The organism is Streptomyces sp. NPDC043908 (assembly GCF_056435525.1).
Genome location: NZ_JBWKEI010000004.1, coordinates 152,913 through 174,987, shown reverse-complemented (window position 1 = coordinate 174,987; position 22,075 = coordinate 152,913). Strand labels below are relative to the sequence as shown.

At 72.6% G+C, this 22,075-nt stretch carries 21 protein-coding genes; 8 read left to right on the top strand and 13 right to left on the bottom strand.

The window, feature by feature from the left end; genetic code table 11:
* Positions 1-7: 7 nt before the first annotated feature.
* The 6 genes from AC069K_RS11415 to pdhA all read right to left on the bottom strand — a co-directional run bounded on the left by AC069K_RS11415 (position 8) and on the right by pdhA (position 7,217).
* A complete protein-coding gene (locus AC069K_RS11415; RefSeq protein ID WP_478615216.1) occupies positions 8-1,087 on the bottom strand; it encodes a potassium channel family protein in 1,080 nt (359 codons plus the stop codon).
* Between the two features lie 145 nt (positions 1,088-1,232).
* Positions 1,233-2,576, bottom strand: a complete 1,344-nt coding sequence (locus AC069K_RS11410) for a molybdopterin molybdotransferase MoeA (protein WP_478614694.1) — start codon at positions 2,574-2,576, stop codon at positions 1,233-1,235.
* A complete protein-coding gene (locus AC069K_RS11405; protein ID WP_478614691.1) occupies positions 2,573-3,424 on the bottom strand; it encodes a DUF6457 domain-containing protein in 852 nt (283 codons plus the stop codon). Before AC069K_RS11405 ends, AC069K_RS11410 begins: the two co-directional genes overlap by 4 nt.
* A 279-nt stretch (positions 3,425-3,703) precedes the next feature.
* Entirely contained in the window at positions 3,704-5,068 is a 1,365-nt protein-coding gene (locus AC069K_RS11400) for a dihydrolipoamide acetyltransferase family protein (protein ID WP_478614688.1), read from the bottom strand.
* Positions 5,068-6,072 (bottom strand): alpha-ketoacid dehydrogenase subunit beta, encoded by a 1,005-nt coding sequence (locus AC069K_RS11395; RefSeq protein ID WP_365112180.1) that lies wholly within the window; start codon positions 6,070-6,072, stop codon positions 5,068-5,070. The genes AC069K_RS11400 and AC069K_RS11395 overlap by 1 nt, the downstream gene beginning before the upstream one ends.
* On the bottom strand, positions 6,069-7,217 hold the full coding sequence (pdhA, locus tag AC069K_RS11390; RefSeq protein ID WP_478614684.1) for a pyruvate dehydrogenase (acetyl-transferring) E1 component subunit alpha: 1,149 nt from the start codon (positions 7,215-7,217) through the stop codon (positions 6,069-6,071). Before pdhA ends, AC069K_RS11395 begins: the two co-directional genes overlap by 4 nt.
* A gap of 174 nt (positions 7,218-7,391) precedes the next feature.
* Here pdhA and AC069K_RS11385 point away from each other — a divergent pair, with 174 nt between their 5' ends.
* A complete protein-coding gene (locus tag AC069K_RS11385) occupies positions 7,392-7,889 on the top strand; it encodes an Lrp/AsnC family transcriptional regulator (RefSeq protein ID WP_358833268.1) in 498 nt (165 codons plus the stop codon).
* Between the two features lie 254 nt (positions 7,890-8,143).
* Here the strand turns inward: AC069K_RS11385 and AC069K_RS11380 are convergent, their stop codons facing one another.
* Both AC069K_RS11380 and AC069K_RS11375 read right to left on the bottom strand, forming a co-directional pair.
* Positions 8,144-8,737: a TetR/AcrR family transcriptional regulator gene (locus tag AC069K_RS11380; RefSeq protein WP_358833269.1), complete on the bottom strand. Its 594-nt coding sequence runs from the start codon at positions 8,735-8,737 to the stop codon at positions 8,144-8,146.
* Entirely contained in the window at positions 8,734-10,260 is a 1,527-nt protein-coding gene (locus AC069K_RS11375) for a 3-hydroxyacyl-CoA dehydrogenase (RefSeq protein ID WP_478614681.1), read from the bottom strand. Before AC069K_RS11375 ends, AC069K_RS11380 begins: the two co-directional genes overlap by 4 nt.
* 121 nt (positions 10,261-10,381) lie before the next feature.
* On the opposite strand from AC069K_RS11375, the gene paaN reads away from it, so the two are divergent.
* Positions 10,382-12,055 (top strand): phenylacetic acid degradation protein PaaN, encoded by a 1,674-nt coding sequence (gene paaN / locus AC069K_RS11370; protein ID WP_365112171.1) that lies wholly within the window; start codon positions 10,382-10,384, stop codon positions 12,053-12,055.
* 82 nt (positions 12,056-12,137) lie between these two features.
* Here the strand turns inward: paaN and AC069K_RS11365 are convergent, their stop codons facing one another.
* The 3 genes from AC069K_RS11365 to AC069K_RS11355 all read right to left on the bottom strand — a co-directional run bounded on the left by AC069K_RS11365 (position 12,138) and on the right by AC069K_RS11355 (position 15,399).
* On the bottom strand, positions 12,138-12,854 hold the full coding sequence (locus AC069K_RS11365) for a TrmH family RNA methyltransferase (protein WP_365112168.1): 717 nt from the start codon (positions 12,852-12,854) through the stop codon (positions 12,138-12,140).
* Complete coding sequence (locus AC069K_RS11360) at positions 12,851-14,242, bottom strand: HTTM domain-containing protein (RefSeq protein WP_478614678.1); 1,392 nt, start codon at positions 14,240-14,242, stop codon at positions 12,851-12,853. The genes AC069K_RS11365 and AC069K_RS11360 overlap by 4 nt, the downstream gene beginning before the upstream one ends.
* Positions 14,243-14,334: 92 nt before the next feature.
* Positions 14,335-15,399, bottom strand: a complete 1,065-nt coding sequence (locus tag AC069K_RS11355; protein ID WP_478614675.1) for a DUF5819 family protein — start codon at positions 15,397-15,399, stop codon at positions 14,335-14,337.
* 154 nt (positions 15,400-15,553) lie between these two features.
* Here AC069K_RS11355 and paaA point away from each other — a divergent pair, with 154 nt between their 5' ends.
* The 6 genes from paaA to AC069K_RS11325 all read left to right on the top strand — a co-directional run bounded on the left by paaA (position 15,554) and on the right by AC069K_RS11325 (position 20,564).
* Positions 15,554-16,558, top strand: a complete 1,005-nt coding sequence (gene paaA / locus AC069K_RS11350) for a 1,2-phenylacetyl-CoA epoxidase subunit PaaA (RefSeq protein WP_358833274.1) — start codon at positions 15,554-15,556, stop codon at positions 16,556-16,558.
* On the top strand, positions 16,555-16,842 hold the full coding sequence (paaB, locus tag AC069K_RS11345; RefSeq protein WP_478614671.1) for a 1,2-phenylacetyl-CoA epoxidase subunit PaaB: 288 nt from the start codon (positions 16,555-16,557) through the stop codon (positions 16,840-16,842). The genes paaA and paaB overlap by 4 nt, the downstream gene beginning before the upstream one ends.
* Positions 16,839-17,582: a 1,2-phenylacetyl-CoA epoxidase subunit PaaC gene (paaC, locus tag AC069K_RS11340; protein ID WP_478614669.1), complete on the top strand. Its 744-nt coding sequence runs from the start codon at positions 16,839-16,841 to the stop codon at positions 17,580-17,582. The genes paaB and paaC overlap by 4 nt, the downstream gene beginning before the upstream one ends.
* 80 nt (positions 17,583-17,662) lie before the next feature.
* Positions 17,663-18,151 (top strand): 1,2-phenylacetyl-CoA epoxidase subunit PaaD, encoded by a 489-nt coding sequence (gene paaD / locus AC069K_RS11335; protein WP_365112198.1) that lies wholly within the window; start codon positions 17,663-17,665, stop codon positions 18,149-18,151.
* Entirely contained in the window at positions 18,152-19,207 is a 1,056-nt protein-coding gene (locus tag AC069K_RS11330; protein ID WP_365112153.1) for a 2Fe-2S iron-sulfur cluster-binding protein, read from the top strand. It abuts the gene before it with no gap.
* Between the two features lie 178 nt (positions 19,208-19,385).
* Positions 19,386-20,564 carry an acyl-CoA dehydrogenase family protein gene (locus AC069K_RS11325; protein ID WP_478614666.1) on the top strand — a complete coding sequence of 393 codons (1,179 nt, stop codon included), beginning with the start codon at positions 19,386-19,388 and terminating at the stop codon, positions 20,562-20,564.
* Positions 20,565-20,731: 167 nt separating this feature from the next.
* Here AC069K_RS11325 and AC069K_RS11320 read toward each other — a convergent pair whose 3' ends face one another.
* Positions 20,732-21,076 carry a rhodanese-like domain-containing protein gene (locus AC069K_RS11320; protein WP_478614663.1) on the bottom strand — a complete coding sequence of 115 codons (345 nt, stop codon included), beginning with the start codon at positions 21,074-21,076 and terminating at the stop codon, positions 20,732-20,734.
* A 131-nt stretch (positions 21,077-21,207) separates the two neighbouring features.
* Entirely contained in the window at positions 21,208-22,050 is an 843-nt protein-coding gene (locus AC069K_RS11315; protein ID WP_478614660.1) for a hypothetical protein, read from the bottom strand.
* Positions 22,051-22,075 lie beyond the last annotated feature (25 nt).

Sequence of the window (22,075 nt, the reverse complement as noted above, 5' to 3'; positions counted from 1 at the left end):
GCCGACGCTACTCCGCCGCACCCTCCGAGTGCCCGCTGCCCGCCCGTACGATCGTGATCAGCCGGTCCGTCAGCTGGAGCGGGCTGGCCCGCACGTCGTCGTAGGCCAGCAGCCGGTGTCCGCGCAGCACACTGACCGTGAGGTCCTCCGTCTCCCGGACCCCCCGCCCCACCTCGCTCTTCCGCACGGGCCGCTCCACGATGTCGAGCCCGCTGCCCTGCTGGATGAGGTCCTCCATCACCGTGCCCGCGCTCGGGCTGAGCACGGAGAGCCCGAGCAGCCGTCCCGCCGCGCTCGCGCTGGTGATCACCCCGTCCGCCCCGGACTGCCGCAGCAAGGGCGCGTTCTCCTCCTCCCGCACCGCCGCGACGATTTTCGCCCCCCGGTTGAGCTGGCGCGCCGTCAGCGTCACCAGCACCGCCGTGTCGTCGCGCTGGGTGGCGATCACGACCTGACGGGCCCGGGGCACCTCCGCGCGCACCAGCACATCACTGCGCGTGGCGTCCCCGATCACCCCGACGAATCCCTCGGCGTTGGCCGCCTCGATCACCTTCGCGCTCGGGTCGACGACCACGACCTGTTCCTTCTTCAGCCCGGTCGCGCAGAGCGTCTGGATCGCCGAACGGCCCTTCGTCCCGAAGCCGACGACGACGGTGTGGTCTCGCAAGTTCGCCTTCCAGCGGTTGAGCCGCCACTCCTCCCGGGTCCGCTCCGTGAGGACCTCGAGAGTCGTACCGACCAGGATGATCAGAAAGAGCACGCGCAGCGGCGTGATCAGCAGGATGTTGGTGAGCCGGGCACTGTCGCTGTACGGGACGATGTCGCCGTATCCGGTCGTGGAGAGCGTCACGGTGGCGTAGTACGAGGCGTCCAGCAGATCCAGCCTGCCGTCGGCGTTGTCGTGGTAACCGGCCCGGTCGATCCAGACGAGGAACGCGGTCAGCACCAGCACGCCGAGCGCCATCAGCAGCCGCTTGCCGACCTGCCGCAGCGGCCGTTCCACCACCCGGCGCGGCAGCTTCACCCGCCGCGTGACCAGATTCTCGCCCGCCTGCCGGGCCATCACGTCCTGGCCGGGCAGTTTCACGTGAAACACCGCCAGCACGTATGGGAGTTGAGGCAGGCCCGCGTGGTTTCACGTGAAACACCCGCCCGCCACAGCCGACTTGAGCCGGTGCGACGTGACCACCGCGCCGACCCGCAGTCGGCAGCGACCGCCGACTCCGCATGTTTCACGTGAAACACCCTTCCCCCGCTCCCAGTTGCCCCCACGGCAGATCCAGGACCTCGACGCCCTGCCCCGCCTTGGCCCCGCCCGGCGGTACGACCGCCAGTCCGTCCGCCGCCGCGATCCCACGCAGCATGGCCGGGCCGTTGTAGTGCAGCGGCACGGCCTGCTCGCCCCGGTGCACCACGGGCACGAGTCGGGTGTCGTACGGATGCCCGTGCACCTCGTCGCGCAATACGGCGGTGTACGGGCCGGTGGCTGCGGCGCCGCCCGGGTATCCCGCGAGCTCCCGCAGCAGGGGCTCGGCGAGAGTGAGCAGCGCGGAGACGGCCGCGAGCGGATTGCCGGGCAGCCCCACCAGGTGTTTTCCGGCGGCGATCCGGGCCAGCAGCATCGGATGTCCGGGACGGACGGCGACCCCGTCCACCAGCAGTTCGGCCCCCAGTGTCCGCAGCACGGGATGCACATGGTCGACGGGCCCGGCCGCCGTGCCGCCGGTCGTCACCACCAGGTCCGCCGTCGAGCCCTCCACGGCCGCGAGCAGCACCCCGGCGTCGTCCTTGAGCCGCCGCATGGCGACGACCTCGGCGCCGAGCATGCGCAGCCAGGGCCCGAGCATCGGGCCGAGCGCGTCCCGGATCAGCCCCTCGCGCGGCAGCCCCTCGGCCAGCAGCTCGTCTCCGAGGACGAAGATCTCGACGCGGGGCCGTGGCACGGTGCTCAGCTCGTCGTACCCGGCCGCCGCCGCCAGCCCCAGCACGGCCGGGGTGACCAGCGCGGACGCCGGGAGCAGCCGGTCTCCGGAGCGGCACTCCTGGCCGCGCGGGCGGATGTCCTGTCCGGTGACGACCTCCCGCTGGGCATGGAGCACCGCCTGGGCCGCGTCCGTGCGGGCGTGTTCGCTGCGGATGACGGCGGTCGCCTCGGCGGGGATGCGCGCGCCGGTGGCGATCCGTACGGCCTCCCCGTCCGCCAGGGGAGCGGGCGCCGCGTGTCCGGCGAGGATGCCGTCGGCCGCGTCCCGGATCCGCCAGGGCCCGGGGCCGGCGACGACCCAGCCGTCCATGGCGGAGGTGTCGAAGGACGGCAGGTCGGTGAGGGCCGCGAGGGGGGCGGCCAGAGTTTCGCCCAGCGCCTGGGCGAGCGGCACGCGGTGGCTGCGGCGGGGCGCCGCCCGTCCGGCCGCGATGGCGGCGTCCCGGGCGTGGTGCCAGGGCGCGGCACGGTGGCGGGGGCGGGAGCGGGGCTCCGGCGCGGGCACGGGGGCGGGAACGGGAGCACTCACGAGGGCCAGCGCCTCCTCCACCCCGTCGTCGACGGGCGACACGGACGGCTCGGCGCCCGTCACGGGTTGAGCTCGTCCTTCTCGGCCGCCCACCGGGTGGCGAGGGCGGCGGCCTTGCGAGCCGCCTCGGCGACGTCGGCGCCCTCCCCGCCCGCCTTGGCGGCCGCGTAGCCGACCAGGAACGTCGTGAGCGGCGCCGCCGGCCGGGCCACGCCGTGGGCGGCGTCCCTGGCCAGGTCGAGCAGTACGCCGGTGTCGACGTCCAGGTCGATGCCGAGTTCGTCCTTGACTGCGGTGATCCATTCGTCCAGCACGTTCCCATGCTCCCTGATCCGGGCGCGGGCCGTCGCGATGTCCTCCCAGGTGTCGCAGTCGAAGGAGGCGAGGGCCTGGGGGGCGGTGAGGCGGGCGAGGTCGAGTTCCCGGGTCAGCAGCCGCAGGGGGAGGCCCGCCAGACCTCCGTGCTCGGCCGTGAGGAGGGCGAGTGCGCGGCGGAGCGGCTCGGTCCGGTAGACGGCGACGAGCGGCTGTTCCCGCCCGCTCTCGTCGACGCACAGCACGCCTTCGCGCCCGCCCGCGCCGAGGGCGTCGAGCAGGGCGGTGACGGTGGGCTGCCCCAGGAAGGGCAGGTCGGCGGAGAGCGCGAGCACCACGGGGGCGGTGGTCGGCCGGAGTCCCGCGTCGAGGGCGGCGAGGGGCCCGCCGCCGGCCGGTTCCTCCCGCGTCCACCGCACGGGCCGCGCCGTGGTGCGGCGCCCTCCGACGACCACGGTGACCCCGGCCCCGGCGCAGGCGGCGAGCACCCGGTCGAGCAGCGCCCTGCCTCCTACCCGCACCCCGGGCTTGTCCGCCCCGCCGAGCCGCCTCGCGGCCCCTCCGGCGAGCACGATGGCGTCATAGGGCGTCGTCATCCCAGCAGTATGGGCGCACGCCGCACCGGGACGGCGGCCCGGGCACGGCGTGCGGCTCGACGGGCTGCGCGGGGCGCGGCTCGACGGGCGACGGGTTGCAGGCTGTGGGACGGCAGGCCTGGGACGGCCGGGTGCCGAGCCGTGGCCAGGACATCAAGGGCGTCCCAGGCGCGATGGGCGCCGCGACGGGCTGCGCGGGGCGCGGCGGGGGGCGGCGGGCCGCCCGGGCGCGAAGGGGCGGCGGCACCCGCCGCCCCATTCCCCGGGGTCCCGTCCCGGTTACAGCGACCGCAGCAGTACCGCCGGCTGCTCCACGCAGTCCGCCACGTACCGGAGGAAGCCGCCCGCCGTACCCCCGTCGCACACCCGGTGGTCGAACGTCAGCGACAGCTGGACGACCTGACGTACCGCCAGCTCGCCCTGGTGCACCCATGGCTTGGGCACGATCCGGCCGACTCCGAGCATCGCCGCCTCGGGGTGGTTGATGATCGGCGTGGAGCCGTCCACCCCGAACACGCCGTAGTTGTTGAGCGTGAAGGTGCCCCCGGTCAGGTCGCCGGGCGTCAGCGTGCCCGCCCGGGCCGCCTCGGTCAGCCGCGTGAACTCCTCGCTCAGCGACGCCGCGCTGCGCGCCTGCGCGTCCCGGACGACCGGTACGACCAGGCCCCGCTCGGTCTGGGCGGCGAAGCCCAGGTGCACGGCCGGCAGCCGCACGATCTCCCGGGCGGCGGTGTCCACCGTCGAGTTGAGCTCGGGGTAGCGGTCGAGGGCCGCCGTGCAGATCCTGGCCAGCAGCGCCAGGACGGAGATCTTCGGGCCGCCCACCGCGTTCATCGCCGCTCGCGCCGCCATGAGTTCGGTGGCGTCCGCGTCGACCCAGCACGTGGCGTCGGGGATCTCGGAACGGCTGCGCGCCAGCTTGTCGGCGACCGCGCCCCGTATCCCGCGCAGCGGTATCCGCGTCCCGGCGGCGGCGGAACCGGCCGCCACGGGCACCGTCGCGGCGGCGGCGGTCACCGGCTGGGCCGCCGTCCGCAGCGCCGACTCCACGTCGCCGCGCAGGATCAGCCCGTCCGGCCCGGAGCCGGTCAGTGCGCGCAGGTCCACCCCGTTCTCCCGCGCCAGCTTCCGTACGAGGGGCGAGATGACGGGCACCGGGCCCACGCCCAGGGAGGCGGGCGCGGCGGGCGCGGGCGCGCTCGCGGTCGGAGCGGCGGGGCGCGCGCTGGCCGGCGCGGACGCCACCGGCGAGGCGGAAGACGCGGTGGCGGGTGTCGCGCCCACGGGTGCCGGGCGCACCCGGCGCCGCCGCCGCACGGCCTCCCCCGTGCCGTAACCGACCAGGACGTTGCCCGAGTACTCCGAGGACTCCGCGTCGGCCGCCTCGGGGGCCTCGGGCGCGCCGACGGCGACGGTCAGCAGCGGCGCGCCGACGGGCAGCTCCGTGCCCTCTTCACCGAAGCGCGCCGTCACCACGCCTCCGTACGGGCAGGGCACCTCCACCATCGCCTTGGCGGTCTCGACCTCGACCACCGGCTGGTCGATCGCCACGACGTCGCCCACCGCCACCAGCCAGCGCACGATCTCCGCCTCGGTGAGGCCCTCGCCGAGGTCCGGCAGCTTGAATTCCAGGACCTTGGGCATCAGCTCTGCGCCTCCCACTGAAGCCGCGCCACCGCGTCCAGGACCCGGTCGACGCCCGGCAGGTGGTGCTTCTCCAGCATCGGCGGCGGATACGGGATGTCGAAGCCCGCGACGCGCAGCACCGGCGCCTCCAGGTGGTGGAAGCAGCGCTCGGTGACCCGGGCCGCTATCTCGCCCCCCGGGCCGCCGAAGCCGGTCGACTCGTGGACGACGACGGCGCGGCCCGTACGCCGCACCGAGGCGCACACCGTCTCGTCGTCGAAGGGCACCAGGGAGCGCAGGTCGACGACCTCCAGGTCCCAGCCCTCGGCGGTGGCCGCCTCGGCCGCCTCCAGGCAGACCGGGAGGGACGGGCCGTAGGTGATGAGCGTGGCGCTGCGGCCGGGGCGGCGCACCACCGCCTTGCCGATGGGCGCGACCTCGGTGGGCGCCTGGGGCGACCAGGAGGACTTCGACCAGTAGAGCCGCTTGGGCTCCAGGAAGACGACGGGGTCGTCCGAGGCGATGGCCGCGCGCAGCAGGCCGTACGCGTCCTCGACGGTGGCGGGCGTCACCACGTGCAGACCCGGGGTCGCCATGTAGTAGGCCTCGGAGGAGTCGCTGTGGTGCTCGACGCCGCCGATCCCGCCGCCGTAGGGCACCCGCACCACCAGGGGCATGCCCATGGAGCCGCCGGTGCGGTTGCGCATCCGGGAAACATGGCTGATCAGCTGCTCGAACGCCGGGTAGGCGAAGGCGTCGAACTGCATCTCCACCACGGGCCGCAGCCCGTACATCGCCATGCCGACGGCCGTGCCGAGGATGCCGGCCTCGGCGAGGGGGGTGTCGGTGCAGCGGTCCTCGCCGAACTCCTTGGCGAGCCCGTCGGTGATCCGGAAGACGCCGCCGAGCGTGCCCACGTCCTCTCCCAGGACGTGGACCGAGGGGTCCTCGGCCATCGCGTCGCGCATGGCGCGCTGCAGTGCCTGCGCCATGGTGGCGGGCTTCGCCGCGACCGTGGTCATCGCTGCCCCTCTTCCTCGTCCTCGTGCGCCGCCAGCTCGGCCCGCAGCTGGGCCTCCTGTTCGCGCAGCTGGGCCGTCTTCTCCGCGTAGACGTGGGCGAACAGGTCCATGGGGTCGAGCTCCGCGTCCGCGTTCATCCGCTCGCGCAGGGCGGCGGCCATGCTCTCCGCTGCCTCGGCCGCGGCCTTCTTCCCGCTCTCGTCGAGGAATCCGCGGCTGGTCAGTTCGGCCTCCAGGAGCTGGATCGGGTCGTGGTCGCGCCACGCCGCCACCTCGGCGTCCACCCGGTAGCGGGTGGCGTCGTCGGCGTTGGTGTGCGCCTCGATCCGGTACGTCACGGCCTCGACCAGCGTGGGGCCGCCGCCCCGGCGGGCGCGCGCGACGGCGTCGGCCAGCACCTCGTGGACCGCCGCCGCGTCGTTGCCGTCGACCAGCCGGCCTGGCATCCCGTACCCCACGGCCTTGTGGGCGAGGGAGGGGGCCGCGGTCTGCTTGGCCAGCGGCACGGAGATGGCGAAGCCGTTGTTCTGCACGAGGAAGACGACCGGTGCCTGCCAGACGGCCGCGAAGTTCAGCGCCTCGTGGAAGTCGCCCTCGCTGGTGCCGCCGTCGCCGACCATGGCGAGCGCCACCACGTCGTCGCCCTTGAGGCGGGCCGCGTGCGCCAGGCCCACCGCGTGCGGCAGCTGGGTGGCGAGGGGGGTGCACAGGGGGGCGATGCGGTGCTCGCGCGGGTCGTATCCGGTGTGCCAGTCGCCGCGCAGCAGGGTAAGGGCCTGTACGGGGTCGAGTCCGCGGGCGACGGCGGCGAGGGTGTCCCGGTAGCTGGGGAAGAGCCAGTCCTGCTCCTGGAGCACCAGCGCGGCGGCGACCTCGCAGGCCTCCTGGCCGGTGGAGGACGGGTAGACGGCGAGGCGGCCCTGCTTGGTGAGAGCGGTGGCCTGCGCGTTGTACCGCCGGCCGCGGACCAGTTCCTCGTACAGCCGCAGCATCAGGGTGCGGTCGAGCGGGGCGTCCGTGCCGAGCACGCGGTACGGCTCGGGGTCCGGGAGCAGCGGGGCGGGGTCGGTGCGGGGCCTCCAGGCAGGGGGAGGGGTGGGCCGGTAGGCGGCGGCACCGGCACCGGGCAGCTCTTGGACCGTCATGACGAAGCACCTCCTCGTGAGAGCGGGAAGGAGGCACGGCAGTGTGATGCGCCTCACCTACCGATTGTTCGGTCGAGAGCGCATTTTGGCTACAGGCACCGCGAGCCTGTGGACAAACGGTTCTGCACAGCCTGGGATAGAGACAGGTCGTCCATGCTAGGGAGGCGGGGGGACATGGCAGCTGAACAAATGGCCGACGAGGGCCAGGGCACCGCGGCACGGCCGCTGGACGCCGTGGACCGCGACATCCTGCGCATGCTCCAGACCGACGGGCGCGCGTCGATACGTTCCGTGGCCGAGCGCGTGCACGTGTCGCGCGCCAACGCCTATGCCCGGATCAACCGTCTGCTGGACGACGGCGTGATCCGGGGCTTCACCGCGCGCGTGGACCACGAGCGGGCGGGGCAGGGCGCCTCCGCCTACATCACCCTCAAGATCGTGCAGAACTCGTGGCGCACGGTCCGCGAGCAGCTCCAGGCACTGCCGGGGGCCGCGCACATCGCCCTGGTCAGCGGCGACTTCGACGTCCTGCTGCTGGTGCACTCGCCGGACAACCGGGCGCTGCGCGAACTGGTCCTCACCAAGCTCCAGTCGATCCCCGAAGTGCTGTCCACCCGGACGCTGCTGGTCTTCGAGGAGACCGACCTGGACCCGGGCCCCGCCACACCGTAGGCGGGCGGGTAGAGCCAGGCCGGGTGGCCGTTCAGGTGGGGTCGTCAGGCGGTCTGGTGGTCAGGCGCGGTGCTTCTTCAGGAAGGCCGGCACCGTGGACCAGTTCCGGGGGTCGTCTGTTTCCCGGCGCCCCTGGCGCGCAGATAGGCGGCCGCTCCGCCGATCTCGGCGACGTCGTCACCGGTGGAGTGCACGGCCAGTACCTGGAAGCCCTCCCGGCCCGGCGCCAGGGCCTTGTCCTTGTCACGCGCGCGTCAGGGATGGGTGCGCAGCCCGTCGAAGGCCAGCTGGACGACCGCCTCGGTGACCTGGGCGCGCTCCGCCTCCGATTCGCGCTGCGGCCGGTACCACTCCACCAGCGAGTTCACCATGCCGAAGAGCAGCCGGGTCGCCAGGCGTATGTCCATGTCGGAACGGAGGTCGCCGTCGGCGGCCGCGGCCTTGAGCAGGTCGGAGACCCGCTGGTCGAACTCCCTGCGGCGCTCCATCGCCCACCGCTCGGTCTTGGTGTTGCCCCGTACGCGCAGCAGCAGGGTGACGTACGGAAGCTCCGCCATCAGCACCTCGACCGTACGCCGAGTGACGTACTCGACCCGCTCGATCGCCCGGCCGCGGGTGGCGCCCGGCTCCTCCAGGACGGCGAACAGGCCGTCGATGGCGCGGCTGACGGCCCGCCGCAGCAGCTCCTCCTTGCCGGCCACATGGTGGTAGATCGACGATTTGGAGATGCCGGCCGCCTTGGACAGGTGCTCCATGGAGGTGCCGTCGTAGCCGCGCTCGTTGAAGACCCGCACCGCGACCGTGAGCAGGGTCTCCGGGGTGTAGGTGTCCCGCTTGGCGGTGGTCATGAGGCGGTCTCCTCGCCGTTGCTGTACGACTGCCGGTAGAGGGCGAGCGAGGGCGCGTACCGTCCGGTGGGGCAGCGCTCGTGCATCGCCGACAGCAGGTCGTACGCCCAGTCCCGGCCGAGCCTGCGGCTCCACTCGATGGGCCCAAGGGGGTAGTTGACGCCCAGGCGCATCGCGGTGTCGACGTCCTCGGGCGTGGCGACGCCCCGGGCGACCGCGTCGGCGGCCAGGTCCGCGAGCATCGCGACGGTCCGCGCGACGATCATGCCGGGTACGTCCCCGATGACGCTGACCTTCTTGCCGAGCTTCTGGAAGAGGCCGACGGCCTCGCTCACCGCGCGCGTGGAGGTGTCCTCGCTCGCCGAGAGCGCGATGCGGGTGGCGCCCCGGTAGTCCAGGGCCAGGTCGAAGTAGACGACGTCCGCGTACTCGACGGAGGTGCGCCCGTCGGCGGGGACGAGCTGGCCGTCGCCCGGCAGCCCGATGTAGGGGCCGCCCGACTCGACGCTCTTCACCTCGATCCCGGCTTCGCGCATCATCGCGACGAGCTCGGCGGCGGGGCCGAGGTCACCGACGACGGTGACGGCGGCGGGCGCCTCGGCGGGCTCGGCGGTGTGCGGCTCGGGGCGCGCCGCGCCCTCTCCGTAGCCGTACCAGCCGCGTCCGCTCTTGCGGCCGTGCAGGCCCGCCTCGACCAGCCTGCGCTGGGCCAGTGAGGGGGTGAACTTGGGGCTCTGGAAGAAGGCCTCCCACACCGAGCGGGTGACGGCCTCGTTGACGTCCTGGCCGATGAGGTCGGTCAGCTCGAAGGGGCCCATGGCGAAGCCGCCGCTCTCGCGCAGCACCGCGTCGATGGTGGCGGGGTCGGCGCCGCGCTCCTCGTACACGGCGAAGGCCTCGGCGTAGAAGGGCCTCGCGATGCGGTTGACCAGGAAGCCCGGGGTGTCGGCGCAGCGCACCGGGGTCTTGCCCCAGGCCCTGGCCGTCTCGTACGCGCGCGTGGCGGCGGCCTCCTCGGTGGCGAAGCCGGAGACGACCTCGACGAGGGGGAGCAGCGGCGCGGGGTTGAAGAAGTGCAGCCCGACGAAGCGGCCCGGATGGCGCAGGGCGCCCGCGACGGCGGTCACGGACAGGGAGGAGGTGTTGGTGGCGAGCAGACAGTCCTCGGCGACGATGTCCTCCAGGGCCGTGAAGAGCCGCTGCTTGACGTCGAGTTGCTCCAGGACCGCCTCGACGACCAGCGCGGCGTCCGCGAGCTCGGCGAGTTCCTCGGCCGGGTGCAGCCGGGCGAGCGCCGCGTCGCGCTCGGCCGATGTGATCCGGCCTTTCTCCACGAGCCGGTCCAGGCGGCCCGCGATGGCCTCGGCGGCCTGGCGCGCCCGGCCGGGGACGGCGTCGTGGAGCCGCACGGGGTGCCCGGCCACCAGGGCCACCTGGGCGATGCCCTGCCCCATGGTCCCGGCGCCGACTACGGCGACGGCGCGGTCCGGCCCGACGGCAGGGCTTGGTTCGATGGCGGTCATGACGCGATCCTCCCCGATGCGTTGTCCACAGGTTCGACGGACCCCCTTGTCCCGACCGATCGTTCGGTTACTCTAACTCTGTCCGCCCGTCCCTGCCCAGCTCGACGAGGAGTTGGTCCGTATGGCCGCCCAGCTCAGCCCCCAGCAGCTCACCGAGTCCCACCGGACCACGCTCGACCAGGCCCTGGAAGCGATCCGCACCCGTGCGTACTGGTCCCCCCACCCCGAGCACCCCAAGGCGTACGAGAACGACGGCAAGGCCGCCTTCGACGCCCTGCTCGGCTCCCGCTTCGACCTGGACCAGCCCGGCACCGACGACTGGACGGGGGCGGAAGTCTCCCCGTACGGGACGGAGTTGGGCATCACCTACCCGCACCCCGACCTGGAGGTGCTGCTCCCGGCGATGAGGGCCGGCATGGGCGCCTGGCGCGAGGCCGGACCCGAGCTGCGCGCCCTGGTGTGCCTGGAGATCCTCTCCCGCGTCTCCGCGCGCACCCCGGAGCTGGCGCACGCGGTCATGCACACCAGCGGCCAGGCCTTCATGATGGCGTTCCAGGCGGGCGGCCCGCACGCCCAGGACCGCGGCCTGGAGGCGGTGGCGTACGCGTACCAGGAGCAGACCCGCACGCCCTCGGACGCGGCGCACTGGTCCAAGCCCCAGGGCAAGCGCGACCCGCTGGAGCTCAGCAAGACCTTCATCCCCGCCGCCCGCGGTATCGCGCTGATGATCGGCTGCAACACCTTCCCGACGTGGAACGGCTACCCGGGCCTGTTCGCCTCGCTGGCCACCGGCAACCCCGTCCTGGTCAAGCCGCACCCGCGCGCGGTGCTGCCGCTGGCCCTGACCGTCCGGATCGCCCGCGAGGTCCTGTCCGAGGCGGGCTTCGACCCGAACCTGGTGGCCCTGGCCGTCGAGCGTCCCGGCGAGGGCATCGCCAAGACGCTGGCCGTCCGCCCCGAAATCAAGATCATCGACTACACGGGCTCGACCGCCTTCGGCGACTGGCTGGAGGCCAACGCCCGCCAGGCGCAGGTCTACACCGAGAAGGCCGGCGTCAACACGGTCGTGGTGGACTCCACCGACAACTACAAGGGGATGCTCTCCAACCTGGCGTTCTCGCTGTCCCTCTACAGCGGCCAGATGTGCACCACCCCGCAGAACCTGCTGATCCCCCGCGACGGCATCACCACCGACGCGGGCGAGAAGTCCTACGACGAGGTGGTGGCCGACCTCGCCGCCTCGGTCGGCGGCCTGCTCGGCGACGACGCGCGCGCCAACGCGATCCTGGGCGCGCTGGTCAACCCGGACGTGAAGGCCCGCCTGGAGGCCGCGTCCGGGCTCGGCGAAGTCGCCCTGCCCTCCCGCGAGATCACCAACCCGGAGTTCCCGGACGCGGTGGTGCGCACCCCGGTGATCGTCAAGCTGGACGGCGCCAAGCCGGACGCCGAGGCGGCCTATCTGTCGGAGTGCTTCGGCCCGGTCGCCTTCGCCGTGGCCGTCGACTCCACTGACGGCGCGCTGGAGCTGCTGCGGCGCACGGTCCGCGACAAGGGCGCCATGACGGTCGGCGCGTACACGACGTCGCAGGAGGTGGAGCGCGCGGTCGAGGAGGTCTGCCTGGAGGAGTCCGCGCAGCTCTCCCTGAACCTGACGGGCGGGGTCTACGTCAACCAGACGGCGGCGTTCTCCGACTTCCACGGCTCCGGCGGCAACCCGGCGGCGAACGCGGCCCTGTGCGACAGCGCGTTCGTGGCCAACCGCTTCCGGGTGGTGGAGGTCCGCCGCCAGGCCTGACCCGCGCGTGGCGGACGCCCGGACGCGCGCGTAGCGGACACCCGGACGCGCGTACCGGGCGTCCGCGCCGGGCCCGGCTGCCTCAGAGCGCCGGGTCCGGGATGGTGGCGTAGCGCTGCACCCAGGCGTGCATCGCGATCGCGGCCGCGGCGCCCGCGTTGATCGACCGGGTCGAGCCGAACTGGGCGATCGAGCACACCGCCGAGGCGTGCTCGCGCGCCTCCTCGGTGAGGCCCGGCCCCTCCTGCCCGAACAGCAGCACACACCGGCGGGGCAGGACGGTGCGCTCCAGCGGTACCGCGCCCGGGAGGTTGTCGATCCCGATGATCTCCAGCCCCTCGGCGGCCGCCCACGCCGTCAGCGACTCGGTGTCGGGGTGGTGGCGTACGTGCTGGTAGCGGTCGGTGACCATCGCGCCGCGCCGGTTCCAGCGCCGCCGCCCCACAATGTGGATCTCCTTCGCGAGGAAGGCGTTGGCGGTCCGTACGACGGAGCCGATGTTGAAGTCGTGGCCCCAGTTCTCCACCGCCACATGGAAGTCGTGGCGGCGGGTGTCCAGGTCCGCGACGATCGCCTCACGCGTCCAGTAGCGGTAGGCGTCGACGACATTGCGCCGGTCGCCGTGCGCGAGCAGCTCCGGGTCGTACCGCTCGCCCTCGGGCCAGGGCAGCGGATGCGGCCCCACCCCGACCTCCGGCGCGAAACCGTCGTCGTACTGAAGCGGCTCCGGGCTCTGAAGCGGCTCCGGCGCCGGGTGCTCGGCGCCGGAGGAGGGGCTGGGGCTGGTCTCGCTGCTCACGCCACGAGCGTACGGGGCCGCTGCTCCTCGTCCGCACGCCCCCGCGGGGCCGCCCGGCCCGCCAGCCGGTCCCACAGCCGTCCGGCACGGCCGCCCAGCCAGCGCAGGAACCCGGTCGGCAGGAACACCGCGTCGGCCGCGATCATCGCGAGCGAGAAGAACGGCAGCCCCAGCAGCAGGGCGATCCCGGCGTGCTCCATCATCATCGCCACCAGCAGGACGTTCTTGACCCGCCGGTTGAAGAGCGTGAACGGGAACGCGACCTGGACGGCGACCGTTCCATAAGTGAGCAGCATGACGATCAGGCCGCTGCCGCCGAGGATGTCCGACAGGGCGGGCCAGGGCGAGAAGTAGTCCAGGTGCAGCGGGTAGTAGAGCGCGGTGCCGTCCTGCCAGCGCGAACCCTGGATCTTGTACCAGCCGGCGGTGGCGTAGATCAGACACACCTCGGCCATGATCACGACCATGGTGGCGTTGTGCGCGAGGTTGGCGACGACGTCGAGCAGCGCGCGCGGGTCGCCCTGCGCGTACCGCCCGGCGGCCCACCACAGCGCCTGCACCGCCCACAGACCCCAGAAGATCAACAGCCAGCCGCCGCTCGCGTCGCCGAGCAGCGTGACGGCGAGGAGGCAGACACCGAGGACGCTCCACAGCACCGGACCCACCCGGTCCGCCACCACCTCGCCGGTCCGGGCGGCGCGCGCCGCGGCCCGTTCGCGCCGGCGCGCGTCCAGCGACCAGACCTGGCCGCAGCGGGTGAGCACCAGGTACATCGCCATGAGGTGGATGACGTTGTCCCCGCCGTCCCCCATGAAGACGGACCGATTCTGCAGCGACAGGACACCCACCATGAACAGCACGGACATGGTGCGGGTGCGCCAGCCGAGCAGCAGCAGGGCGCTGGAGAGAACGGCGACGGCGTAGACGACCTCGAACCAGAGCGTGCTGTCCGTCCACAGCAGCGCCGTGAAGGCGTGGTTGCCGTCCACCAGCCGCTGGGCCATGTCCCAGCTCCACGGGCCGTCCGGACCGTACAGCTCCCGGCGGTGCGGCAGCTCGCGCAGCAGGAAGAGCAGCCAGGTCGCGGAGAAGCCGATGCGCACGACGGCGCTCTGGTACGGACCCAGCGCCGCGCCCGTGACCCGGCGCAGCGCCTGGGCGGGCTTGGACTCGGGGGCCGGAGCATGGGCCGGAGTAGGGGAGGGCGGGGCCGCCGGGGCGGTACGGGCGTCAGGGGCCGGGGAGGGGGGCTGGGGGGGCTGGGGGGCCTGAGGGGACTGAAGTGTCTGGTGTTCGAGGGAGGCGTGCCAGTGCCACCCCTGGGGCTCAGGAGTCGTACGTGACACCTGGGGCTGCTCCTCGGCGGGCCCGCCCGTCGCGCTGTTCACGGACCCGCGCCCGGGGCCGCTCGCAGCTTCACTCATGGCCCCGCCCGGGGACTCGCTCGTGAATCCGCTGGTGGACTCACTCGTGGACTCGTTCATCGGCCGGCCTCCGTGCGCGCCTCGGCGGAACCGGCGCCGCCCGGGAGGTCGGCGGCGGTCACGGTCCACCAGGGGACGACCCGGTAGTACGGCCGGGTGTCGATCTTCTCGTCGCTCCACGCCGGAGCCTTCACGGACCTCGTCACGGACCTGACCTGTACACGCTCGACGGTTCCGCCGTCGTGGTGCGCGCCGAGGCGGAGCATCACGATCCGGTGGATGTAGCGGTCGGACAGCTCGCCGCGCAGCCCGTTGGGCTTGTTGTCGTCGGTGTGGGAGTTGATGAAGAACTCCCAGCCCCGGCGGAGCTCGTTCTGCTGGGTGTGGCTCGGCAGCGGGTTGCCGCGGATGTGGGAGCCGTCCTCGGCCGTCAGGTCGATCCAGTCGGTCGTCTTCCGGTTCCCGTCCGGCATACGGATCTCGGCCCGGGCCTGGACCGCGATGTTCTGCTGGAGCGGGTTGGGCGCGAAGAGCTTCCAGTTCTGCTCGAACTCGGGGTAGATCCAGTCGTCGATAACCTTGCCGTGCTGCTTGGTGACCGTGTTGGACGGCGCGACGTGCAGGAACACCATGGCGACGTGGACGATCCCCACCACCGCGACGACGGCCAGCGCGAGCGCGCCCGCCACTTGATACGGCAGCGACAGCCCGGCGATACCGCGCCCGGGGACACCGGGAGCCGGGGACTCGAAGGCCTGGGGAGCCGGGGAGCCGGGGGCGTCGGAGGCCGCCGGAGCAGGGGCGGCGGGGGAGCCGGAGGGCGGGGAGGCCGGGGCGGCGTGCGTGGGCGCGCCGGGCGCGGGGTTCGGCGCGCCGGGCGCGGGGGCGGGCGCCGCCGTGGCGCCGGTCGCGGGAGCCGATGCGTCCGAGGCGTCGCCGGGCCGGGGCGCCTCGTCGCCGCGCGGGCTCGCAGGACCGCCGGGCGCGATCACGTCGTCGCTGGTGGGAGCGAGTGCGGCAGCGCCAGGAGCGGCCTGCGGGCCGCCGTCGGCGGCGTCCGGCCCGGGCCGCCGGAGCCGATCCTCCCCGCCCGGCACGTCCTTGTCGTCGTACGAATCCATCCCGCCCCGATCCCGGTTGGCTCCACTGGGTTATCCACAGGGTTGACACCCTACGGGCCGTCGACTCACCATTGAAGTCAATGAACCGAACGATCGGTCGGGCGCGAGTGGCCCGGCGGACGACCCGGAATCGACAGCTCGGCAGGGGGCTCGGATGACGGCAGTGACCGCGGAGACCGGCACCAACAAGCACGGCACACCGACGGCGGACGAGCAGGACACGTCGGCGTACGAGGCCGCGTTCGACGCCGCGGTGGCCGCCGACGAGCGCATCGAACCGCGCGACTGGATGCCCGAGGCCTACCGGGCCTCCCTCGTCCGCCAGATAGCGCAACACGCCCACTCCGAAATCATCGGCATGCAGCCCGAGTCCAACTGGATCACCCGAGCACCCTCGCTGCGCCGCAAGGCGATCCTCATGGCGAAGGTGCAGGACGAGGCCGGCCACGGGCTGTATCTGTACAGCGCTGCGGAAACCCTCGGCGTCAGCCGCGACGACCTGCTCGACAAGCTCCACTCCGGCCGCCAGAAATACTCGTCGATCTTCAACTACCCCACCCTGACCTGGGCCGACGTCGGCGCCATCGGCTGGCTCGTGGACGGCGCCGCCATCACCAACCAGGTCCCCCTCTGCCGCTGCTCCTACGGGCCGTACGCACGGGCGATGGTCCGCGTCTGCAAAGAGGAGTCCTTCCACCAGCGCCAGGGCTACGAACTGCTCCTCGCCCTCTCCCAGGGCACCCCGCAGCAGCACGCCATGGCGCAGGACGCGGTGGACCGCTGGTGGTGGCCCTCACTGATGATGTTCGGCCCGCCCGACGACGAGTCGTCCCACTCGGCGCAGTCCATGGCCTGGAAGATCAAACGGCATTCGAACGACGAGCTCCGCCAGCGCTTCGTCGACATCTGCGTCCCCCAGGCCGAAGCACTCGGCCTCACCCTCCCCGACCCCGACCTGCGGTGGAACGAGGAGCGCGGACACCACGACTTCGGGACGATCGACTGGACCGAGTTCTGGGACGTCCTCAAGGGCAACGGCCCCTGCAACGAACAAAGGATCACCCAGCGGCGCCGCGCCCACGAGGAAGGCGCCTGGGTCCGCGACGCGGCAGCCGCGTACGCGACCAAGCAGCACAGGAACGGGGAGGCAACGGCATGACCGCACACGACTGGCCGCTGTGGGAGGTGTTCGTGCGCTCGCGCCGCGGACTGTCCCACACCCACGCCGGAAGCCTGCACGCCCCGGACGCCCAGATGGCCCTGCGCAACGCACGCGACCTGTACACCCGGCGCTCCGAAGGCGTCTCCATCTGGGTCGTGCCCTCCAGCGCCGTCACCGCCTCCTCCCCCGACGAGAAGGACTCCTTCTTCGAACCGGCCGGCGACAAGCCCTACCGCCACCCGACCTTCTACGAGATCCCGGAAGGAGTGAAGCACCTGTGACGGCCCCGACCCCCGCGCCCACGACCCACACACCCGCGGTCGCGGCCGCCCTCGCCCTCGGCGACGACGCACTGGTGCTCTCGCACCGACTGGGGGAGTGGGCCGGACACGCCCCCGTCCTCGAAGAGGAAGTAGCCCTCGCCAACATCGCGCTCGACCTGCTCGGCCAGGCGCGCGTCCTGCTCTCCCTCGCAGGCGACGAGGACGAGCTGGCCTTCCTGCGCGAAGAGCGCGCCTTCCGCAACCTCCAGCTGGTCGAACAGCCCAACGGCGACTTCGCCCACACCATCGCCCGCCAGCTCTACTTCTCCACCTACCAGAAACTGCTCTACGGACAGCTCGCCACAGGCGCCAGCGAACTCGCCGGGCTGGCCGCCAAGGCGGTCAAGGAAGTCGCCTACCACCAGGACCACGCCGAACAGTGGACCCTGCGCCTGGGCGATGGCACCGACGAGAGCCACGGCCGCATGCAGCGTGCCTGCGAGGCGCTGTGGCGGTTCACCGGAGAGATGTTCCAGCCCGTCGACGGCGTCGACATCGACTGGCAGGAGACCGAGCAGACCTGGCTCACCTCCATCACCTCCGTGCTGGAGCAGGCCACCCTGACCGTCCCCGAAGGCCCCAGGACCGGCGCCTGGGCCGCAGGCGCCGGCCGCCAGGGCCTGCACACCGAACCCTTCGGACGGATGCTCGCCGAAATGCAGCACCTGCACCGCAGCCACCCAGGGGCGACATGGTGACCGACACGACCGCAGCCAAAGCCATCACCCCGACCACGGCGACAGCCACGGCCAGGGCCACACCCACGGCCACGGCCGAGATGACCCCGCTCGAACGGGACCTCGCCCGGCTCGCCGGATCCGTCCCCGACCCCGAGCTGCCCGTGATCACCCTGGAGGAACTCGGCGTGCTGCGCGGAGTCCACCTGGACAGCCCCGGCAAGGTCACCGTCCGACTCACCCCCACCTACACCGGCTGCCCCGCCATCGAAGCGATGACCGCCGACATCGAACAGGTCCTGCACGAGAACGGAATCCCGGACGTCACCGTCGTCCGCGTCCTCTCCCCCGCCTGGTCGACCGATGACATCAGCGACGAAGGCCGCCGCAAACTGGCCGAGTTCGGGATAGCACCACCCCGGCCGCAGAGCGCCGCCGAAGGCCCCGTCGCGCTCACCCTGGCCGTGCGCTGCCCGCACTGCGGCTCCACCGACACCGAACTGCTGAGCAGGTTCTCCTCCACGGCCTGCAAGGCACTGCGCCGCTGCGTCGCCTGCCGCGAACCGTTCGACCACTTCAAGGAGTTGTAGATGTTCCATCCACTCCGGGTGAGCGAGGTCGAACGGCTCACCGACGACGCGGTGACCGTCACCTTCGACGTACCACCGGAGCTGCGCGAGGCCTACCGGCACCGCCCCGGCCAGCACCTCGCCCTGCGCCGCACCGTGCAGGGCCAGGAGATCCGCCGTACGTACTCGATCTGCGCGCCCGCCGTCGAACAGCCCGGCACCCCCGTCCTGCGCGTCGGCATCCGCCTCGTCGAGGGCGGCGAGTTCTCCACGTACGCCTTCAAGGAACTCACCGTCGGCGACACGGTCGACGTCATGGAACCGATGGGCCGCTTCATCCTGGAGCCCCGCCCCGGATACTTCGTGGCCATAGTCGGCGGCAGCGGCATCACCCCGGTCTTGTCCATCGCCACCACCCTGCTGGAACGGGAACCCGAAGCCCGCTTCTGCCTCATACGCAGCGACCGCACGGTGTCGTCCACCATGTTCCTGGAGGAGACGGCCGACCTGAAGGACCGCTTCCCCGACCGGTTCCAGCTGGTCAACGCCCTCTCCCGGGAAGAGCAGCAGTCCGGACTGCCCTCCGGCCGGCTCGACCAGGAACGGCTGACGGCCCTGCTGCCCGCGCTGCTCCCGGTGGAGGACGTCGACGGCTGGTACCTCTGCGGACCGTTCGGCCTGGTCCAGGGCGCCGAACGGGCCCTGCGGGAACTGGGCGTCGCCCGCGGCCGGATCCACGAGGAGATCTTCCACGTCGACGAGGCCCCGGCGCCCAGCACCGCCGCGGCCTCGGCCCCGGCGCACGCCGCGCTGACCGCGACGCTCCACGGCCGCTCCGGCACCTGGCCGGTCCAGGACGGCGAGAAGCTCCTGGACACGGTGCTGCGGGCGCGTTCGGACGCCCCGTACGCCTGCAAGGGCGGGGTGTGCGGCACCTGCCGGGCGTTCCTGGTCAAGGGCGAGGTGCGCATGGACCGAAACTTCGCCCTGGAGGAGGACGAGACGGAGGCGGGCTATGTGCTGGCCTGCCAGTCCCGCCCGGCGACGAAGGAAGTGGAGCTGGACTTCGATCGGTGAGGGGGGCGCGGGGGTTGGGGCTGAGGGCGGGGCTTGGGGAGGTGGGGGGAGGGGGCGGGGGGGGGAGGGCCCCCAAGGTTCGACTTCTCGTCCGGCGGTCCCACCCATTCCCATCCGCTAGAACCTGTTCTATCTTGACGGCCCATCAGATCCGCTGCGCGCGCGGGAGGACAGGGCTGTGGACTTCACCTTCAGCGAGGAACAGCAGGCGGCCGTCGAAGTGGCAAAGGCGGTCTTCTCGGGGGTCGCGCCCGACGCCGTACCGAGCCCCGCGCTGACCCAGGGCGCGGTGGCCGAGGAGTTCGACCGCCCGCTGTGGGCCAAGCTCGCGGAATCGGACCTGCTGAGCCTGGTCATCGACCCCCAGTACGGGGGCGCGGGCCTCGACCCCATCGCCCTCTGCCTGGTACTGCGCGAGTCCGCGAAGGTGCTGGCCCGGGTACCGCTGCTGGAAAGCAGCGCGGTGGCGATGGCCGTACAGCGGTACGGGGACACCGAGCTGGCCCGTGAACTGCTCCCCGCCGCAGGCCGGGGCGGGCTCGTGTTCACCGTCGGGGCCAACGGCCGCACCGGCCATGACCCCGCCGAACTCGCCGTCACGGCACGGCAGGAGAGCGCCGGAGACGGCGACTGGGTGCTCGACGGGGTACAGACCGGGGTGCCCTGGGCGCAGAACGCGGACCGCATCGCCGTACCGGCCCACACCGGCGAGGGCCGCGCCGTACTCGCGCTGGTCCCCCGTGTCCACGACGGGATTACTCTCGCCGACCAGGTCTCCACCAGCGGAGAGCGCTTCGCCGAGGTCCGCCTCGACTCCGTACGGATCGAAGCACGCGCGGTCGTCACGGCCGAAGGGGCCTGGGAGTGGCTGCGCGAGCTGCTGGCCACCGGCACCTGCGCGCTCGCACTGGGTCTCGGAGAAGCCGTACTGGGGATGACCAGCGCGTACACCGGCAAGCGCGAACAGTTCGGGTTCCCGATCGCGACCTTCCAGGCGGTCGCCGTCCAGGCGGCCGATCGGTACATCGACCTGCGCGCGATGGAAGCCACCCTGTGGCAGGCGGCGTGGCGCATCAGTACGAGCACGGGCACGGACACGGGGGCGGGTGCGGGCCTGGGCACCGGGGGTCCACTGCCCGTATCGGGGGATGTGGCGGTGGCGAAGATCTGGGCCTCCGACGGCGTACGCAGAGTCGTACAGACCGCACAGCATCTGCACGGCGGGTTCGGCGCCGACACCGACTACCCCCTGCACCGTTACCACGCCTGGGCCAAACAACTGGAACTGTCACTCGGCCCAGCCGCGGCCCACGAGGAAGCCCTCGGCGACCTGCTGGCCGCGCACCCACTCGGATAGCGGACCGCACACGGCCGCTCACGCGTGGTCTACCGCGTACGAGCGGCTCCGACTGCGGCGCAAGGCCGGGCTGCGGCGCCGGTCGGACGATGCAGCTGGTCGGACGACGACGCCGGTCAGGTACCAAAGCCCGTCAGAGACCACGGCCCGTCAGGGGCGAGAGCCGGTCAGAGGACGAAAGCCGGGCTGTCGTTGTCGCTGACCATCGGGCGCCCCGCGGCGTCCCACGCCTGCATGCCGCCGTCGATGTTCACGGCGTCGATCCCCTGCTGCACCAGATACTGCGTGACCTGCGCGGACCGGCCGCCGACCCGGCACATCACATACGCCCGGCGGCCGTCCTCGACAGCCTGCGTCACCTCGCCGAAGCGCGCCACGAAACCGCTCATCGGCACATGCAGCGCGCCCTCGACGTGCCCGGCCGCCCACTCGTCGTCCTCACGGACGTCCAGCACCAGGGCGTCGGCCGGCACGGCGGCGGCCTCCACGGACGGCAGCTGGGCGTAATTCATGGGTCATGCCTTCTCTCGTACGCGTCGGCTGTCCCGGTCACGGCGCCGAAGCAGCCGCGACGGACGTCTCGGCCGGTCACCGGTACCGGCCGGTCAGCGAGGTCAGCCGTGTGGCCAGGTCACGGGGAACGCTACTGCACCAGCTCCGCCAGAACCGCCTCGCGCCCGGCGAGCTCGGCCAACAGCTGCTCGGCGATCTCCTCCAGAAGCCGGTCCGGATCGTCGGGCGCCATCCGCAGCATCGAGCCGATCGCGCTGTCCTCCAGCTCACGGGCCAGCACGGCCAGCAGCTCCTTGCGCTGGGCCAGCCACTCCAGCCGGGCGTAGAGCTCCTCGCTCTCGCTGGGGCGCGCTTCCTCCGGCACGGGGCCTGCCGCCCACTCCTCGGCGAGCTCCCGCAGCAGCTCCTCGTCGCCCCGGCCGTACGCGGCGTTGACCCGGGTGATGAATTCCTCGCGCCGGGCCCGTTCCTGTTCCTCCTGCGCGAGGTCGGGGTGCGCCTTGCGGGCCAGCTCGCGGTAGAGCCTGCGCGCCTCCTCGCTGGGGCGGACCCGCTTCGGCGGCCGTACGGGCTGGTCGGTGAGCATGGAGGCGGCCTCGGGGGAGATCCCGTCGGAGTCCATCCAGTCGTGGAAGAGCTCGTCGACCCCGGGCATGGGCATGACGGCGGCTCGCGCCTCGCGTGCCTTGCGCAGGTCCTCCGGATCGCCGGTGAGCGAGGCCCTGGCCTCGGCGATCTGGGCGTCGAGCTCGTCGAGCCGGGCGTACATCGGGCCGAGCTTCTGGTGGTGCAGGCGGGAGAAGTTCTCCACCTCCACGCGGAACGTCTCGACCGCGATCTCGAACTCGATCAACGCCTGCTCGGCCGCCCGCACAGCCCGGTCCAGCCGGGCTTCGGGCCGCTCCGCGTTCTCTTCCGCGTTCGCTGGGGCGTGGGGGCGGGCGGTTGTGTCTTCGGCAGGTTCGTCCGTCACCGGTCCAGCGTACGGGCGCGGGGGG

What these genes read in the sequence shown, in the direction of transcription:
- paaA (WP_358833274.1), top strand. Translation starts at nt 15,554, where the DNA reads ATGACGGCAGTGACCGCGGAGACCGGCACCAACAAGCACGGCACACCG.
- AC069K_RS11355 (WP_478614675.1), bottom strand. Translation starts at nt 15,399, where the DNA reads ATGGATTCGTACGACGACAAGGACGTGCCGGGCGGGGAGGATCGGCTC.
- AC069K_RS11330 (WP_365112153.1), top strand. Translation starts at nt 18,152, where the DNA reads ATGTTCCATCCACTCCGGGTGAGCGAGGTCGAACGGCTCACCGACGAC.
- paaD (WP_365112198.1), top strand. Translation starts at nt 17,663, where the DNA reads ATGACCCCGCTCGAACGGGACCTCGCCCGGCTCGCCGGATCCGTCCCC.
- AC069K_RS11385 (WP_358833268.1), top strand. Translation starts at nt 7,392, where the DNA reads ATGGCAGCTGAACAAATGGCCGACGAGGGCCAGGGCACCGCGGCACGG.
- AC069K_RS11400 (WP_478614688.1), bottom strand. Translation starts at nt 5,068, where the DNA reads ATGCCCAAGGTCCTGGAATTCAAGCTGCCGGACCTCGGCGAGGGCCTC.
- AC069K_RS11375 (WP_478614681.1), bottom strand. Translation starts at nt 10,260, where the DNA reads ATGACCGCCATCGAACCAAGCCCTGCCGTCGGGCCGGACCGCGCCGTC.
- AC069K_RS11405 (WP_478614691.1), bottom strand. Translation starts at nt 3,424, where the DNA reads ATGACGACGCCCTATGACGCCATCGTGCTCGCCGGAGGGGCCGCGAGG.
- AC069K_RS11320 (WP_478614663.1), bottom strand. Translation starts at nt 21,076, where the DNA reads ATGAATTACGCCCAGCTGCCGTCCGTGGAGGCCGCCGCCGTGCCGGCC.
- paaB (WP_478614671.1), top strand. Translation starts at nt 16,555, where the DNA reads ATGACCGCACACGACTGGCCGCTGTGGGAGGTGTTCGTGCGCTCGCGC.
- AC069K_RS11395 (WP_365112180.1), bottom strand. Translation starts at nt 6,072, where the DNA reads ATGACCACGGTCGCGGCGAAGCCCGCCACCATGGCGCAGGCACTGCAG.
- AC069K_RS11380 (WP_358833269.1), bottom strand. Translation starts at nt 8,737, where the DNA reads ATGACCACCGCCAAGCGGGACACCTACACCCCGGAGACCCTGCTCACG.
- pdhA (WP_478614684.1), bottom strand. Translation starts at nt 7,217, where the DNA reads ATGACGGTCCAAGAGCTGCCCGGTGCCGGTGCCGCCGCCTACCGGCCC.
- paaN (WP_365112171.1), top strand. Translation starts at nt 10,382, where the DNA reads ATGGCCGCCCAGCTCAGCCCCCAGCAGCTCACCGAGTCCCACCGGACC.